The organism is Oribacterium sp. FC2011, from assembly GCF_000701645.1.
Taxonomy (GTDB): Bacteria; Bacillota; Clostridia; order Lachnospirales; family Lachnospiraceae; genus Oribacterium.
In genome coordinates this window covers 313,632-332,602 of the sequence record NZ_JNJM01000001.1, presented here as the reverse complement: position 1 = coordinate 332,602, position 18,971 = coordinate 313,632, and the positions used below count along the sequence as shown (strand labels likewise).

Annotated in this window: 5 protein-coding genes; 4 read left to right on the top strand and 1 reads right to left on the bottom strand. The window is 41.7% G+C overall.

The window, feature by feature from the left end; all coding sequences use genetic code 11:
• Positions 1-55: 55 nt before the first annotated feature.
• The 3 genes from T357_RS0101340 to T357_RS0101330 all read left to right on the top strand — a co-directional run bounded on the left by T357_RS0101340 (position 56) and on the right by T357_RS0101330 (position 4,551).
• On the top strand, positions 56-862 hold the full coding sequence (locus T357_RS0101340; RefSeq protein ID WP_031547861.1) for a Cof-type HAD-IIB family hydrolase: 807 nt from the start codon (positions 56-58) through the stop codon (positions 860-862).
• A gap of 354 nt (positions 863-1,216) precedes the next feature.
• Positions 1,217-3,265, top strand: a complete 2,049-nt coding sequence (locus T357_RS0101335) for a clostripain-related cysteine peptidase (protein ID WP_031547859.1) — start codon at positions 1,217-1,219, stop codon at positions 3,263-3,265.
• Between the two features lie 128 nt (positions 3,266-3,393).
• Positions 3,394-4,551, top strand: a complete 1,158-nt coding sequence (locus tag T357_RS0101330; protein WP_031547857.1) for a hypothetical protein — start codon at positions 3,394-3,396, stop codon at positions 4,549-4,551.
• 153 nt (positions 4,552-4,704) lie between these two features.
• On the opposite strand, the gene T357_RS0101325 is transcribed toward T357_RS0101330, so the two are convergent.
• Positions 4,705-6,003 (bottom strand): hypothetical protein, encoded by a 1,299-nt coding sequence (locus tag T357_RS0101325; protein WP_049962195.1) that lies wholly within the window; start codon positions 6,001-6,003, stop codon positions 4,705-4,707.
• Between the two features lie 425 nt (positions 6,004-6,428).
• On the opposite strand from T357_RS0101325, the gene T357_RS0101320 reads away from it, so the two are divergent.
• Positions 6,429-18,797, top strand: a complete 12,369-nt coding sequence (locus tag T357_RS0101320) for a Cna B-type domain-containing protein (protein ID WP_197027285.1) — start codon at positions 6,429-6,431, stop codon at positions 18,795-18,797.
• Positions 18,798-18,971 lie beyond the last annotated feature (174 nt).

Genomic DNA, 18,971 nt, shown 5'->3' with positions numbered 1-18,971 from the left:
CTGTGTGCCGGATGTAAAGGACTAAAACAGCATTAACATGAGATGGGGAGAATATATGGGAAGTACAAAATACAGAGTTATTTTTACAGACATTGACGGAACGCTTTTGAATTCTGATCACAGAATATCAGAGAAGACTGTTACGGCACTTAAAACCTGGACAGATTCCGGAAGGGAGCTGGTTCTGGCTTCCTCAAGAGGCATATCCGGAATAGAACCCATCATCCGAAGATATGATCTCAGTTGTTCGGTAATTGCTCTCGGAGGCTCCGTTATCAGGGACGAAGATGGAAGAGTACTATATGAAGCGGGCATGATCATTGAAACCGTAAAAGAAATATTGAAGCGGGTACGACTTGAAAACCTACCCGCAGCCTGGAGCGCATATTCTGTTGAAAAATGGATTGCAAACAGTAAAGACGATCCCGGAATCCTTAATGAGGCGTCAATAGTTGAAGCATCGCCTACAGGTTATGACCTTTCGTTGTTTAGTGATGACGAAAAAATAGGAAAGGTGCTGCTGTTTTGCAAGCCCGGTACCATAGATATGGTCGAAGAAAGTCTGAAAGGTAGTTTCCCTGAACTTTCCATTGCAAAGTCATCTGACATCCTGCTGGAAATAAATCCGAAGGGAATAACCAAGGCAAGTGCAGTGCATGAGTACTGCAGGATAAAGGGAATTGCACTGGAAAACACAATTGCTTTCGGAGATAACTATAACGATCTTCATATGCTGGAAACAGTCGGAAGACCGGTCATCATGGGAAATGCCCCCGCAGATCTGCGTAGCAGATTTGACATGATTACTTTGGATAATGACCATGATGGGATTGCGACGGCATTGGAAAAAATAATGTGTTGAAGAAACCATGGGGTACGGTATAGAGGTAGCCCCGGCCTGTCAGATATAACAGAGGTTTAAAATTGAAAAATATTGAATTAATGGATAAAGCCGGTTTTTGAGTTAGAGAACCGGCTTTGTTATATCGGATTGGATGTGAAGCGTGATGCTATAATAAATTTCACAAACGCAAAACAAAATCCACCAAAATTATAATGCTGAAAAAATATTTGTTTTAGTTTAAAGTAATGTAAAGGTTTCAGAACGTGATCGTGAAAATATGTACGAAAATACATTTCGTTAAACACCTTTTGGCCGGCGCCAAAAACCGTAGGTATATTAAACACCGGATTTTAAAGAGTAGGAGCTTTCATTATGATCAGGAAAATCGGGAAAGCGGGACTTGTATTGTTTGCCGCTTCCATGCTTATATTTTCAGGCTGTAACAAGTCCGCAGAATCCGTTTACTCTTCCGCAGAAACCGGTCAGACGGAAGATATGTCAAGAGGTCTTAAGGGAAAGAAGAGCTCTGAAGAAAGCTCCGGTGATAAGAAGCTGAAATTGTCAGATCGGGAGATAGAGGTATATGACGGGCACCTGGATACAGTTGTTCTCATCTACATGGTGGGCTCAAATCTGGAATCACAGAATCATTTGGCAACAAAGGATATCCATGAGATCCAGGCAGCCATCAAGGATGCGGGTGCAGTGGATTCGGGTGTGAAAATCCTGGTGGAGACAGGGGGATGTAAACAGTGGAGCGATGACTTTGACATAGCTTCCGACAAAATCCAGCGTTTCGAAATAGGTGCTGATGATCTGATTCCGAAGGACGAACTGGAACTCGCCAATATGTCAAAGCCGGAGACATTGGCCGACTTTATGTACTGGGGTGTCAATGCTTATCCCGCAGATCGTTATGACATCATTTTGTGGAATCATGGCGGCGGATCGATGCTTGGTTTCGGAGCAGATGAACAGTTTTCAGGTTACATGATGAGACTTCAGCAGATGCAGAAAGCCTTTGAAGCGGTAGGCCGGCATTTTGATTTTGTCGGTTTTGATGCCTGCCTCATGGGGACTGTGGAAACCGCATATATGCTGTCTCCTTATGCAGATTATCTTATAGCATCAGAGGAAATGGAGCCGGGAAACGGATGGTATTACACGGACTGGGTCAAAATGCTGCTTAAGGATCCCGGGCTTTCTCCGGAGAAGTTTGGCAAACAGATAGTTGATGATTTTGCATCTTCCAATGAAGAAAGCGGAGACAACTACACACTTTCCCTGCTGGATCTGAGCAAATTCGGAAAGGTGTACGATGAACTTATAGATTTTTCAAAAAATTCGGAAACAGCAGTGGAAAACCGGGAGTACAGCCGGATAGCAAAAGCAAGAAGTGATGCCAGAGGCTTCGGCGACGGTAATTATGAGCAGGTGGATATCATTGATTTTTTGGAGAAGACTGAGCTTTCGGGTAAGGAGGAACTGAAGAAAGCAGTTTCTGATGCGGTTATCTATCAGAAGTCCAATATAAAGGGCGCAAATGGATTGGCCATGTACTTTCCGGATAAAAACCTTGAGAAGTTCGATCAGATGATCACGGTTTTCGATGCATTGAATTATGATCCGGCGTACAAAGAAAGTCTTTCCAGCTTCTGTACTATCATGGCACAGGCAGATGATGAAACAAAAGAAGGAAACGGCTATACCAAAAAGGATTGGTACCGTAATGATATTGCAAGGCTCTATGAAGAGGAGACAGATACCAAAATACCGGAATTAATTCCCTACAGGGAAGTTGACGGAAACTATGTGATAGATATTACCCATGAACAGTTGGATACCATGACGTTTTGCGGACTTGAGGTGTGGCTGGATACCGGCGAAGGTTATATGGAAATGGGAATTGACATATGGAAAGAAAACACAGGCGACGGCAACATTATCGCAAGCTATGACAATTCCTGGGTAACACTTAATGATGTTTTCGTTCCGTATTATATGCAGGATTTGGGAATGAGGACAGACGGAAGTGCTTATGACTATGGATATATTCCTGCCATTCTCAATGATGATGACTACATTTGGATCCGCGTGGAATTTGTTCAGCCGGAAGAGGGAGATGGTTGGGCAACGGTTCAGGGATACTGGATAGTGGAAGAAATGGACGAAGAAGGAGGGGACGGAATACGAAATCTCAAACAGCTTAAAGCAGGAGATACGCTGGATTACGTATCATTCTTTCACAGTTACGATGGTGAAAAAACCCCATGTATGATGGGAGAAAGGGTCACTGTTCCTGAGGAAGGGTTAACTGTCGGGTATATGCTCATGGAGGACCCTTCAACCATTATTCACTTTATTTTGGAAGATGTTTATAAGAACACCTACTATACAGACTGGATACGTGTAGATCCTTGAGAAATATATTGTATCTAATTCAGGTGTTGTTTAGGCAGAAAGGTAATGGAAGACATTTGAGCCTGTCCCTAAAATGCCGCCTGAAAAAAAATAAAATCATTTCAATGTAATGAAAAAAGGAGGAAGTAATGAAAAAGAGATTTAAGAAAGGTTTTATCGGTGCACTGGGTGTGATCGCAGCTTTCAGCATTGCTGCCTGCGGTGCTAATGAGGTGCCTGTGGCAGGAGCTACTGATGAGTTTGTCACCGAAGTGGCAGAAACCACGGAAGAAGCCGGTACTGAGGCGGCAGAAACTGAAGAGTCTAAGTCCAATGAAAAAGAAGACACCAGGAGTCAGGAGGATGATGAACAGGAAGACTTCAATATAGATTTTGACTCTGTGTCGGATACTAAATCCGGAGAAAAAATGGATGAGAACTCTGAAGATCCCATAGTACGTGCTGCATTGGACAGAGAAGAGCGGAGTTATTCCGTTGATGATTTGGCCGGTAACTGGAAGTATGAAAAAGAAGACAGCATATATCTTGCATTGTATGATACGGGAAAATATGAGATTTATGACATCAAGAGCGGTGATGTGACTTCCGATGGCTCATTTAAGGTTGACGGAAACACTCTGGAGTTGACCGAAGACGGTGGTGATCCACAAAAGATCACTATATCAAGTAATGTTCGTCTTGTAGACGATGAAGGAGATCTTCTGACTCCATATATCCCGGAAAGTGAGAAATCAACTGACGCATCAGGTGATAATAAGATAACCAGAGCCTACGGAAGATATGATGATGATCTTACATTCTCTTATAATGATGAGGATGGAAGATGGATGATGAAATCTGCTTCAAGAGGCTGCAATATAAAATATCCCGCAGATTTTTATGCAGATGCCATTGATGATTTCTTATACGTATATGACGGAGATGAGGGATATGTAACTGCCAGAGATCTGACTGCGGCATATTATGATTATTATGGAGATGATGAAGATTTTGTAAATGATTATTCCTACTTAAGTCTCCTTGATGATTTTGAGTACTTCTATGGAGAGGTGACCAATGTAGACAATACTACTACAAAGCTTAACCCCACAGACAAGCATTTTTCCGAATGTTATGCAAATCTTATGAATGATTACTACGATATTCAGTGTGCGTCCACCATCTTCCGCTCGACATTCAAGGACGGAACCGAAAGTCTCATTTTGATCAATAAGTTCTACAGATTCGGCGATAAGGATGAGAAGGAAAGAATCAAGCCGGTAACAGCCGGAGGCTACAGAAAATAACATTTATAGAAATAACATTAAATCTTATGACATTAAAAGACCGGTTCCCGTGATTGAGAACCGGTCTTGTTCATTTATGACAGTACAGTAATATGCGTTTGCAAAACGCAGCCCCGGCAGGAATTTTCCTCCCGGGGCTGATTATCGTTGGTTTTACTTCTTGTTCTGCGGCTTTTCTGTTTTTTCTGTTTTGTAATACAGGAAGCGGTCAACATTGGCGGCAAATTTCAGGGAACTATCCTTCAGGTAGCCCGCTGCGGTACGCTTAGGAGCGATGGTGTTCATTGCACTCTTCAGGCCGTTTGCGTACAGCCATCCGATGAGGAGGGCGATTACTGCTGGAATAAGTACTCCTGTAAGTGTTATACCGTTTGATGATATGAGGAACGATAGTGCGAAGAATATGATGAATGATATCAGGCTGGCAATACCCAGATACTTATAGTATTTATTCATATCTATGGGGAGACTTCCCACCAGCTTGCCGCTCTGGCCGTTAATGCCGAAGGTATATGATTTGCCTTCATATTTTGTGGTCATCATCCATACCGGAAGCATGGCATATTCTGCTTTTGCATCAGTCAGGTTTATGCTCTCGCTTTTCTGTGATACTTCCGTATATCCGTTTACAGCTTCCCTCATTTTATTCCTGAAGGTATTCTGGACCCTTTCGTTGGCTCTTGGCTGAGCATCACTTTCCATTACATCATAGCGGTCAGCAAGATATCCGGAGAAGTATGCGGGATCATATGCTGTTGCTTTTCCGAAGTCAAAGGGTTCCAGTGAATCCATGGTGGCATCATCCATTTGGGATGCAGCATCTACAGGGATTCTATGGAAATCCATATCTCCGGATCTTGTAATATGGTAGTGATCCTTTCTCACATATTTAAAATTAGCATCTTCCCAGCTTTTTGCCTTTACTCCGTCAAAGGAAACAGAACCGGAGGCATGGCAGCTGTAGAGCCAGAAAGGTACGTAAATACCCGTAATCTTTTCTATACGATTTCCGGCTGTAAAGGAATCCGGCAGGAGTTTTTTGCCTCTTGTGAATTCCTTAAGTTTTTCGCTTGCCTGTTTTTTACCTACGGCAAAGGGAATCATCAGATCCGGACGGTACAGACCTTCGAAGGATTGAGGTATGATGGAAGGATTTCCGCAATACGGACATTCTGTTGCGGCAGTATTTTCGTCAGCAACCATCTCGGCTCCGCAGGACTGGCATCTGTAACCCTGTACCTTTCCGTTTTCATCACTTATTATCTGCTGATCCGGTGTGTCCCATACCATATTATTGCCGCCGGCATCATCCTTCAGAGATTCCTCCGCAGCTTTTATCTGTTCCATGCTGAACTGTGAGCCGCAATACTCACAAGCCATTTCCTGTACCTCTCCATTGTAGACCAGTTTCGCTGCACAGCAGGGACACTTAAAGTTCATTACATTACCCATATACACTCCCCTTGTAAATAAAGATTTCGTATTAAATTATCACGACGTTAAAAAACCTGTTTATACAATATTGTAATATTTTTTCTCCGAATAAGGAATGATTTTAATATAAAAAACGGTCATAACTGAAGATGTCTTAAGCCACCGGGGACGGTTCTCGCCGGTGAGAACCGTCCCCGGTGGCTTTCTAAAAATGTTTAGTAAATCGGTTTACCATTATTTTGTTTTACTAAATAACACAAAATCTTAAATAAATCCAAGCGGCATTTAAATTTAATAAAAATTTCTAAGTTTGTTTAAAAGTTTTTAATAATTAGCATTAAATTTAATCTAATTTGTAATATTTTTAATGTTAAAATGAATCGACATATTGGAGAAATATGTCATATGGGGCAAAGAATCATATAACAAATGGGGAAAGTAGTATGAATAAGTTAACGAAGCAATTACTATCATTGGTATTGTGCGTACTTATGGTTGTTGATTCCGGATTAAGTGCCGGGGTCACGGGCTATGCGATGGAAAGCCCGTCTGCCGTACGTTCCATATCGCATTATGCAGTAAAGGCATTGGCCGACCTGCCGGAAGATGTGGCGTATCAGGTTGTTGAGTTTGGCACACCTGAGTCAAGTCTCGATCTGCCAAAGACCATATTTGCACTGGCCTGTGATGCAGATGCGGATGCAGAGACAGACGAGGATGATGATGCAGACATAAGTATAGAATATGCATCAGCAAGCGAAGTCAATGAAGCGGCAGATTCAGATACAGAAAAAGCATCCATAAGCGAGATTGATGATGAGTCGGTTTCAACCCTCGATGAGGCAACAAAATCAGTTATAAGCAAGAATATTGACTTTATAACGGATGAACAGCGGGAAGAGGTTAAGAAACTGTTGTCCTCTAAGGATAAACCATCTATCAAAAATATAGAAAAGGAAACAGGTCTTGACCTCGACGGATACTCTGTTATAAAGCTTCCTCTTTCATGGGAGAATGATGCAAGCTTCGGAGGGGAATATGATCCTGATGAGCCGGGCATATATAGATTTACTTCTGAAGTAGAAGACGAGGATAAGTATGTCCTGTTTGATTCTTCACTTCCGACAATAAGCGTAGAGGTTTTGGAAGAGGCGGCCGTAGAGTTTTCGGCTGCATGGTCAGACGACGATGTGGAAATCGTGGTTGCGGCTCCCGCAGGAGTATTCCCCAATGGCAGCAGCCTTAAGGTAGAGAAGATTTCTAAGGACAGAGACAACTTAAAGATAGATGAAGCGGTAGAAAAGGCGCTGGATGATGACAAGGTTATCGATAGCACATTGTCTTATGATATCAAGGTTGTTGATGCTGAAGGAAAGGAACTTGATCCTGTTACAGAAGGTGACAGAAAAGTAAACATTACCTTCAAGTCAAAGAAGATCCTTGATGCGGCTGAGTCAGAAGACAAGTACATTTCCGTTTATCACTTCAAGGATATTGATAAAGAAGATGTCGAAAAGGCAGCTAAAGCTGATGACGATAAAGAATCATTTATAGAAAACATTTTTGAAGCATGGGATGATCTCGTAAGTGGTGCCGATCAGGAAGAGAAACTTGAGGCACCTGAGCTTGTTAAGGCTGAGGAACCCGAGAATGTATCTGTAGATGAAGAGAGACAGGATGCACCTGAATCGGATGACAGTATCAATGTATCCGTAGACGGAGAACTCAGTGTAAACACAGAGGACTTTTCTGTATATACAATCGCATTTTATTCTGATAAAGCGAAGGTTAAGGGATACTATACAGATCTTTCCAGTGAATCCTTTAGTTCCAGAGATGGAGATACTCTCACAGTAGAGCTTACAGGTGCAGAGGATTCAAATGTTGCTGCAAATTATGATGCTGCTGAAACAGAGGATGAATTCAAGACATTTATAGAACAGATTTCCTCTGACCCGTCAGCACTTGAAGAATTCTATAATGAACATAAAACCGGTTCTGTCATCGATGGTATTCCGGCTGAAACTGCTCTTGGACTTATATCAGATTCCGACAGTATGTCTTTTGCTGTTACAAAGGTTACAAGAGACGGAGTTACTTATCGTGCTACATCAAGCGAGGTATCGGCAGTTTCCGGAGAGACTGATGGAACACTTACGCATAAGAGCGTGAGCTGGGCTCTCGATGATACTTTCTATGTAAAGCAGACAACGAAAGATCTCACCGGAGAGGTTACATATGAGCTTACCGGTTTTGGAAGTAATGGCGGTAAGGCAACTATCGTTATCACCGATGAGGATGGTGAAACACGTGAGATCGTTGTTACATCAGAGAACGATGATAAGAAGGAATTCAATGTTAACGCAAGCGATGTGTCATTCACTATCGCCGCAACAGACATCCTGTCAATCAATCCTAAGGAGTACCAGAATAAGGACTATACCATGGTTTCCGAAACCGGAGAGATTTCAGGACAGGTTCTTTCCAATAAACAGGATGCGCCTACATCTTTTGAGATTACTAATGTAAAAACCTACGCATATAGTGTGGGACAGGAGATAAAGAAGGGCGGAGAAACATTTGAGGCCGCTGACGATGATGCTATTACTTATTCATTAAAGGATCTTAAAGCCGGAGATGAAGTAATCGTCAGAACAGAAGGCGGGGAAGATACACCGTACACTGCCGGCTCTGAAGGAACATTGGATATCACGGTTTCTGCAAATGTTGCAAGCTTCAGTGTTATCACAAAGAGCAAAGATGCAAAGATTTCTGCAGTAACTCCAAACAAAGCAGTAAACAATATCGTACTTGCTGCGAAGATTACAGATGAAAACAATCTTAAAGCAGACAATCAATTTAAGATTGATTATATCGTCCCCAATTTAACTGTAGAAATATATGATGAAAAGGATACTGAAAAGAAGAATCCTATCACTGCATATACTGCAAATTCGAGAGATCCCAAGACGCTTACGGATATTTCGAAGCTCTTTACAGTAAGCGGATACAGATACAGAAGTGCGAGCCTCAGAGTAGGGGATACTGATTATACAAATATCAAACAGCTCAGCGATTTCCAGTACAAAACAAGCAAGGGAACATTTGACCTTACTGAAGACGCTGTACTTACACTTACCTATGCGGAATATATAGAATATCCTGTATATCTCAAGCTTGAGAATGTACCGGTATCTTCCGATAAGAACAATCCTACTTATTTAACATTTAAAATACTGGATCGTGACGCAGCCGCAGGAAGGGCTGTCAGCGTAAGTGGTCTGCCCAGTGGATCATCATATAAAGATGATACATTAACGATCAAACTGGATGCCAATAAGAAAGAGTATAGTTTTACTGTTAAGTCAGATGACGAGACATTAAGAATGTACCTTGATGTAACCGGTGATACCAAATATCAGGTGATATCCGGTATAGGTGAAACTAATGCTATCGATCTCTTAAGAAAACAGGAGAATTCAAATAAGAAAGAAAACATATTCTTCATTGAAGGAAGAAGTACAAACCAGTCTGTCAAGAAGTATTGGGAAGACGGCGGAAAGACTCCTGAAGAAAAGAACAAATTTGTGGGCAACAAGGATGTGGATGTAAGCAGCTACATGTATCTTGAGTACTCCTTAGGCCCTGATTATACGGAGTGGAAAAAACTTGATGCTGATGCCATGAAGGAACTTGGTTATTCTGAGGCTAATGTTCCTTTACCGGTGTATGCCAATATCGTTAAAACTCAGACATCATATGTATATAATTTCAAAGATGTTCTTTTTGATAAGAAGGTAGATGTAATACGTGAAAAGAACGATACCGGCGCCATTGTGCGTAACGAGACAGTTGAGACAAATATCAGGTATCGTCTTGCTGAAGAGGATGAGTTAAAGAAGCATTATTTCAGTAAGTATGAGAATGAGAATGGTGACGAAGATCCAAACGGTAGTGTTCTTCGAAACTATGAGATCCAGACATTCACTGCAACCATACAGTGGAACGATATAGATAAACTTGGCAGTGACAGACCATCTATCGAAAACTGGAAGCAGTATGTTTCTCTTTATAAGATTGTAAAGGGTGATGCCGATCATCCTGCTACAATGTCTGTTATTTGGAAGGATAAGGAAGAAAAAGACTATCTGGTTTCAGACTATGAGGAATGTGCAGCTACAGTTACAGATAACGGAGATAATACCTGGACTGTAACGGTTAAGGGATATGCTTACGATAAGGGTGACTATAATGTTCACTATTATCTGACTCAGGAAAAGATTACCGGACTTGAGCCAACTACAGGTGAAGAAGGCAATGCTATAACCAATCGTCGTTATGAACCAACATATAATAATGTGGGAAATGCCTCCAATAAAACCAATGGTGTATATAATGGCGGAACTCTCGTTAACATACTTGCCGGTGATACAGACTATGTGATGTATAAGCTGTGGAAGGATGAAGCAACAAAGGATATTGTCGAAGCAAGACCTAAGGCAAGCATCCTTGTCTACAGATATGCAAGAACCAGCGAAGACAGATGGACCTACAGATCTCCTATCCAGGATCAGGTTTATGTTCCTATAGTAAAGAATATAGATAACGGTGAGAACAAGCTCTATGAGCTGACGATTCCAGGCAGCGGTGCACTTTCAGCTTATAACGGTGACGGTGTTCAGCTTATCTATATAGGAAAGGAACATACAGAAGGCGGTTCCAACAGCTATGTAAGAAGCCTCATCAGAAGACCTGATAGTGAGGATCCAAACGATACCACTCTTCATGGCGGACAATTCATACTTAACGGCGAGAAGCTCGTAAATCTCATAACTGATAAAGTAACTGTTAAGGCAACCAAAACCTGGACTGCAACTGCAAGACAGGATATTGATGCAGAGGTTGAGCTCAATGTTTACAGCCGTGACAGAGATGGAAAGGTAGAGCCGGCATCAACATCAGTTCTTACAGGATTCTCTTCCGAGCAGAAGTCAAAGAGTCATAGCTGGACTTTGGATAAGTACGATAAAGAGGGAAGAAGACTTTACTACTATGTAGATGAAGGCTATGTCTCAACCAAGGTGGCAGATGAGAATGATCAGGAGGGATTCAAGGCTGCCGAGAAGATAAAAATTGAAGATGGCCCATTATATTATCTGACAGCTGATGGATACAGATATGTACAGGAAATGGAAACCGAGGTTAATACCGACGGTAATGTAAATGTCGATATCACAAACAGACTTGTCGGTAATGCACAGGTCAAGATCACCAAGAGATTCCCTGAAGGAATTTCACTTGGTGATATCGAAAGAAAAGAAGCAACAGTTAGTTTTGATGTTTTCCGGGATAACGAAAAGATAGGTGTTATCAGTAAAACCTACAAGGTAGGCAGCATAATCAGGAGCTATGACGGCGAAGGTAATCTGGTTTCAAAGGAAATAACTGATCTTAGCCAGTTACAGCAGGATTTTACTGATGTAATTATCGTTGACAGATTCGAAAGTCCCATGGAAATTCCAGAGGAGGCTGTTGAAGGCGATAACAAAACTCTCATAAATTATTACAGAGATAAAAAGCTGCTTCCAAGATATGATCTTCAGGGCGCTGAATATACATACTCTGTTTTCGAACATGAGGATGCCATGGATCGCGGATATAATCCGACATATGAGAATATAATCTCAGAGGAGGTTTATAGCGGTACAAGTGACACTGATATCATTCCGTATATTGCAGACAGAGATAAATATCTTGTTGACGAGATCAGAATCAGCAACAATCTCGGTAAAGGTGAGTATATAACTGTCTATAAGGAGTGGCTTGATGGAGAGGAATCTCAGAAAAGGCAGAAGGTAACCTTTGAACTTCAGTATAAGGCAGCCGGAGAAAGCACATGGAATTCAGTTGGTACACCGTCATATATAGCACCGAATGATGAGGTATATTCAAAATATTCATTTATGAAGATACCTTCAGAGGTTCATGATCAGTTTGTTGCCTGGAGAGATAATGATTACAGCCCTACTGCTACATCAGGTGATTTCCGTGTTATAGAAACCTATATGGGAGATAATCCGGTTCACTACTATACAGGTGCTGGCAGAACCATCGTTGATGATTTCTCTAACAAGGATTACTACCTTGGACATTTCTGGAATAAGTATGAAGGTAAAGAGGAGACTTTCTCAGAGCTTCAGAAAAAGCAGTATGAAGATGATGATTACGGTTTCGTACAGGGTGATTTCTATGATTACGATGTACTGATCTGTAACAGTGAAAGTGCGAAGGACGAGTCCGGAACCAACAGATACATTAACTACCAGTACAACGAGGACGGTAATGTAATAGGTAACAGAAACTTTGACTTTGCAATTTCCAATGTAAGAGTCGGTGTTATATACATTGACATCAAAAAAGAATGGGTTGACGGTCGTATGAAAGATATTTCCAGACCGGATTCCTTAAAGCTGAAGGTACAGGTTGGAAATGAATTAGTTGATCTAACATTGGATGAGTCCAATGATTGGTCAGCTAAGCTTGGCCCATATCGTAAGTACGATGATGAGGGTAAGCTTATAGATTATAAGCCACATCTTGTGAAGAATTCTGAGGATAAGTACGAGGAATTCATTTACAGGACAGGAAGAGAGGATGCGGCAAAGAAGTATAAAGACGCTTATGTAATGAGCGGAAATACTGCTGAATTCGAGCTTGGAAAAGATCACCATACAGGTGACAGGTATTCATTTGCCATCAAGAATACTCTCTCAGCAACTATTACTCCTGTAGTGAATAAGTTCTGGGATGACTACGATGACAGAGATAATGACAGACCGGACATCTATTCCCATCTCTATCGTAAATACACAGATGAGAATAAAGTAGATCATGTTGAGCTTCTCGATACGAAGAGCTACATCGATTACGATTGGGATACAACAAGTTTTGATAAGAAAGCTCATAACTGGTGGCAGGTTAAATACAATCCTCAATCAAGATTTACAGAGGAATTCTATGAGTATGAATACTATATCAGTGAGTCCTATGCTTCCGAGAATACCAACGAGTATGCGGAGATAGGTGCATTTGAAGGAGCGCCTAAATATACAGATGTCACAAAACAGATAGCTACTTTCTCGACTATTGATAAGGATCTTCAGAAGTTGGAGTATAAGGAAAATGGTAAGGATGTAGTTATAGTTGCGGCTAAGGTTGCTCTTAATGAAGATGATGCCGGTACACTTGTTAACAGACCGAGAAACAAGCGTACAGTTAGCGGTGTTAAGATTTATGAAAACCTTCCGGATGGTTACAGCAATAAGAATCTTCCGGATGTAGAACTCGAACTCTGGAGAAGACCTTACGGAGAACCGGAGGGAAGTCCAAAGGAAGAAAAGGTTCCTGAGTATGACATAATAAGGGATCTTATGGGTCAGGAGGATCTCGAGGCTACCGACAACAATCTCGTAGCTATACTTGAGGGAGCAAATGAACTCTATAAGAGAAACTTCACATTCTACAAGGGTAACAAAACCGAAAATGATGAAAACAAGGTTCAGGCATATGTACCGAAGTATGATAATACAGGACGTCCTTACACATATTTTGTAAAGGAAGCGGATACGTATTCCATACTTGACGCAAAGAAAGGAGAAAAGGAAACAGCAGAAAGAATAAAGGTTCTGCATGCAGCCTATGACTTTGAGGTAACGGAAAATGATACTTTGACAAATGGTATCAAGGCGGTCAATAAGTACAAGGAGACCAAGAACTATTCAGTCAAGTTCTGTAAGAAGTGGGATGGATTCAAACCCGAAAATGAATATGACGAGAAGTATCTGGATCCTGTCCATGGCAATGATATGCCTAAGATCACCATTCGTCTTTACAGATATCTCCAGAATGCAGATGGCAATATCATTAACGGCACCGGTAAGATACTTGATGAGCAGGAGCTGACATATAAGATTGACAAGAACGATCCTGATAAGTCGGGATACGCATATGCTGAGTGGAATGATCTGGTGTACTACGCACCAAACCTTAATCCCTATAAGTATGTGATTTCTGAAAAGGTTGAGGAGACATCCGATGGCGGCAAAGTACCTTACACCAGAGCTTATGATGTATACAATGCTTCTGTAGCCGTTGACGAGGATGGTAATTACATTCTTGAGAATGGTCATGCAAAACTTGAAGCGAAAGAAAACCTGAAGACCGGAGCTTCATCAAAAATTACTTTTGATGAAACCAGGTCTGCGAAGGCAACAACAAGTACTATTGAAGAAAGAAAGGTAGTCCGTCATGACAGCAGCTGGGATGGATATGATGTCGCAGTAGATGGCAGCTATGACATTGACAGCGGTAAGGGTAGCGGTGCTGCAGGTATCATCAATACCTATAGAAAGGACCGTGAGCCACTTAAGGTCTTAAAGATTTGGAATATCAAAGACAGCGGATACGATGGAATCAGTATCCTTCCTAAGGAGATAAACTTCAATCTTTACAGACTGTATCACAACAATAGTACGGCAGAATCTAACAGAACACTGATCAAAAAGGACAAGGATAAGTATTCATTTACCCTTAATGAGGCTAACAATTGGACTGCTACGATAAGTGAACTGTTGAAGTATGAACCAACAAGAGGTTACTACTACAGATACTATGTTGAAGAGGTTATACCTAAAGATTGGGTTAAGGATTTTATGCCTGAAAACCTGTTCAATAAAATTAAATCCAAAATTATCAACCCTCAAGATAAAACATACAAGAGTTATATCCCGTTTGTGGTTGAAACAAGGGATGGCAAATTCTGGTACGGAGGTGCAGGTGTAAAGGGTACGCCGGATGGAGTAGTATATCTTGACGGCGGTGTGGATGGAACTAATCCGCCTGAAGGAGAAGTTGTTGATAAAGAAACCGGAAAAGTAGTTACAGTTACAGGCCGAAAGAATGTATTTAAAACTATAGACCTTCATGCGGTCAAGAAGTTTAAGTCAGGTAAGGGTAATGAGGAGATTTCCGGAGAAAAGCTTTTGGAGTTGTATAACAAGAAAGCTTTACCTGAGTCCATCACATATCGGATTTACTATCAGATTCAGTATAATGAAAAAGAGGATAAGAACCGGATGCCGGATGACTGGAAGGAATGGAAACTTCTTGAACAGAAGGATCCAGAAACCAACGTAAAGACACCGGTAACTATGTATTCAGAATTCCAAAAAACTTTGGATGAGAATGGAAAGGAGATAGGAAAATACAGTACTGCTGAGAAGAAAGAACTTTATCCTACTGCATTTATTATTGATAAAACAGATAAGTTAGACGATGGTACTTATCGTGAGATAAAATATCGTGCTGTAGAGTATTCGGTAACATATCCTGATGGAACAATTGTTGATCGGGAAGATGATATTGATTCTTTCATTTCAAATGAATCAATAAGAAAAGAAGTTGATCCTGAAACTAATAAAGAAGTAATAAAGACTGAGGGAACCGGTTTCGGCGAATTCAGTAAGGTAGAATCAGTTTGTGATGTAATCGTGGATATCAAGGATAAAGAAGGAAATATCGTTGAGAACAATCCTTATTACTCCGAAACAACCGTAATCAACACACTTGATCTTACAAGACTTGATGTTACTAAGGCTTGGAAGGATGAAGTACGTGGATTCGACTCTAAGGTTGATCACATTGTGTTCGAGCTTCAGAGAAGAATTGGTAATGGCGACTGGTCAGATGTGAAGAGCGAGGGCAAGGTACTTAGCGCAGAACTCTCACATGCTGACGCAGCAGCGGGCAAAACTGTATCCTTCGAATACTTACCAACCAAGGATCCGAATGGTAATGAATATTCTTACAGAGCGGTTGAGAAGAAGATCGTTCTTAAGGATGGAACAGAAACTAAACCTTCAACAGTAATCAAGGTTGAGGTTACAGAAAATGCAAATGATTCCGGCAACCAGGAAGGTGGTACAACGGCTTATGAGTATAAGTCTGAGAACACCGATCCTGAGAAGTCTGAAGGCATTTATACAAAGGTACTTAAGACAGATTTCACCAACAGACTTAGATTAGGAAGCATTTCCGTATCTAAGATCTGGGATGATATGGATGATAAGTACGAACTCCGTACAGACATCAACGTTAGACTTACAGCATCTGTAGACATGAAGGACAAGTCCGGTGAGAAATCTATATCGGAAGAGATCAAGACACTTAACGCCGCTAATGGTTATAAGGAATCATGGTCAGAACTTCCTATATACGATGCAGACGGCACTGCTATCAACTACACTGTTAAGGAATACGCTGTTGTTGAAGGTAAGGAAGTCGAATTCCGTTCATACGATGCCACTAACCTGGTTAAGGTGGACGGAGGCATTGCCAAGGATGGCGATACAACGGAAAGATTTGCTATAGCAACCGACTCTACAATTGTTGAGTTTACAAACAAGCTTGCAACCACCTCCTTCATCGTAAAGAAGGCTTGGGATACAGAAGACACAGATCCTACTAACGCAAATGAAGAGTACGAGAGACGTGTTTATGTAGAACTTGAGTATTCATACGATGGTGAGACCTGGTATCCAAGAAATGCAAGGAACGGACAGAACATAGCTACTATGTCTGAAGTTCTCAGCAAGGACAATGATTACACTCATGAATGGAATGATCTTCCTTTAAGAAATAATAAGGGAGATAGATACATTTATAGAGCGAAGGAAACAAATATCGTAATTTACAAGAACGGACAGGAGGTTAAGAAGCTCACAGTCAACGAAAATAAGAATACTGTCGGAGGCTACAACTACAACTTAGGCAAGACAGAACAGGCTGAAGACAGACTTCAGAAAGCTACACTCAGCAATATCCTGAAGAAGGGTGATTATGCTATCACCAAGATCTGGGATGATGATGAGAACCGTGATGGTTTACGTCCTGATGAGGTTACATTCCATCTGGAGCGTAAGGCTAAGGACGGTGAATGGACACAGTTACCATCCAAGTTTGACAGAAAGATTACAAATCAGACTGAGGCCGGTGAGGGTAAGTGGTCTATAGCAACATGGTCACAGCTTCCTGTAGAAGATGCCAAGGGTGATGCATACAGCTACAGAGCAGTAGAAGATGAAGTTTCACATTATGAGATGAGGGCAATTAAATCAGAGACATTTATCGAAAGAATAGTCGATGGTTTTGTTGATCTGGTTCGTAACATAGCAACATGGGTACTTGATCTTTTAGGCTTTGCAGATGAAGTTCTCGAGGCAGAGCCTGCAGACGTAGGAATCAATCTTACCGAAGGGGAGATGTCCATAAGTACTTACTCCAATATCCACAGAATCAGTACAGTAGATATCGATGCTGTAAAGAAGTGGGATGATATGGATGATAAGTATGGCGACAGACCAAAGGAAATCAAGGTTACACTGTATGCTACTTATACAAATGAAGATGGCATCGAAGTGACTGAAGAAGTCACGAATCTGGAACTTGCATATGACGAGGACAAGAAGATAACCAATCCTGAAACACTCAAAGCCTCAAACGGCTGGAAGGCTTCATGGACAGGACTCCCTGCTTATAAGAGGGGACTTGTAGGAAGCAGAATCACCTACAGCGTTGAAGAAACAGAGGTTAAGGGTTACGAAGGAGATATCACTCTTGCAACCGAGTCTTCCATCGAGAAGAACGAGGCGGAGAAGTGGGAGTTCAGCATTAAGAACACACTTGACCCTGTAGATATCGTCGTACGTAAGAACTGGGACAATGAATTTGCCGGAATCGGAGATGGTGTAACAGGAGCCGAGGTTGTACTCCAGAGAAAGACCGGAGCAGCTGACTGGGCAAATGTTTACGTAACTGTTGATGGTAAAGAATCACTGATGACTCATGTGATCAACAAGACAGATTCAAGCTGGACCGTAAAGGATCTTCCTAAGTATGACAAGGACGGCAATGAGTACAGCTACCGTGCAGTGGAGACCAGAATCATTCTCTCTGACGGAAGCAAGGTTAATGTTAAGGACGATGGTCTCGTAAAGGGAACAGTCGGTGCTTATGTTTACACATCAACAACCGAAAAGACCGAAACAGGTTTCCGCACGGACATTACAAACCGTATGGATACCGGATCACTCAGAGTTTCAAAGGTTTGGGATGATGAAAATAACAGCAAAAACAGACGTCCTGCAGAAATCAAGGTAAATCTCAAGACACTTACCGTTACAGGCGGAAAGGAAAATGAGATAAACATTGATGGAATATCAAAGACAGTAACATTGTCAGCAGCCAATAACTGGTCAGATGCAGCTGTCTGGGCTGATGTTCCGGTATATACAGCAGATGGAAAGCGTATCTACTATGTCCTTTCCGAGGAGGGTGTAAGCGGCTACGATGCTTCATATTCATCCGTGACCTATGGTCAGGTTGCTGTGACCGGAAACGGAATCGAGGCATCAAGAGTTTATCTTGAAAACGGACAGACCTCAGAGGTTGAGTTCACCAACCGACTGAGAACCGGCGGAGGAAAAGGCGGAAACGTATCTTCTTCACGTGATCCGGGTTCACCTTCAGACGGAAGCGTTAAAGGTGCCGACAGAGAAACTCCTGATGAAGGAAGTGTTCTCGGTGCCGACAGAGATATGCCGGAGGAGCCAAGAGTTCTCGGAGCAGCCAGACGTCCGGGAACCGGAGATATGTCTCATATGACAATCTACGGAATCACAGCAGTCTTCTCACTTGCGATACTGGGCGCATGGCTTAGTGTCTACAAGAAAAAGAAAAAACAAAATGCGGAGTAATCCGTAAGATGTAAAAGGTCATGGGCAGTCGCTCATGACCTTTTTCTATTTAATTAATATATGCCGGTAACCCACCGGGGACGGTTCTCGCCGGCGAGAACCGTCCCTGATGGATTACTGCGATAGAAATAAGAACTTATACATGATATAATCTATCTATCATTTTGTGGAATT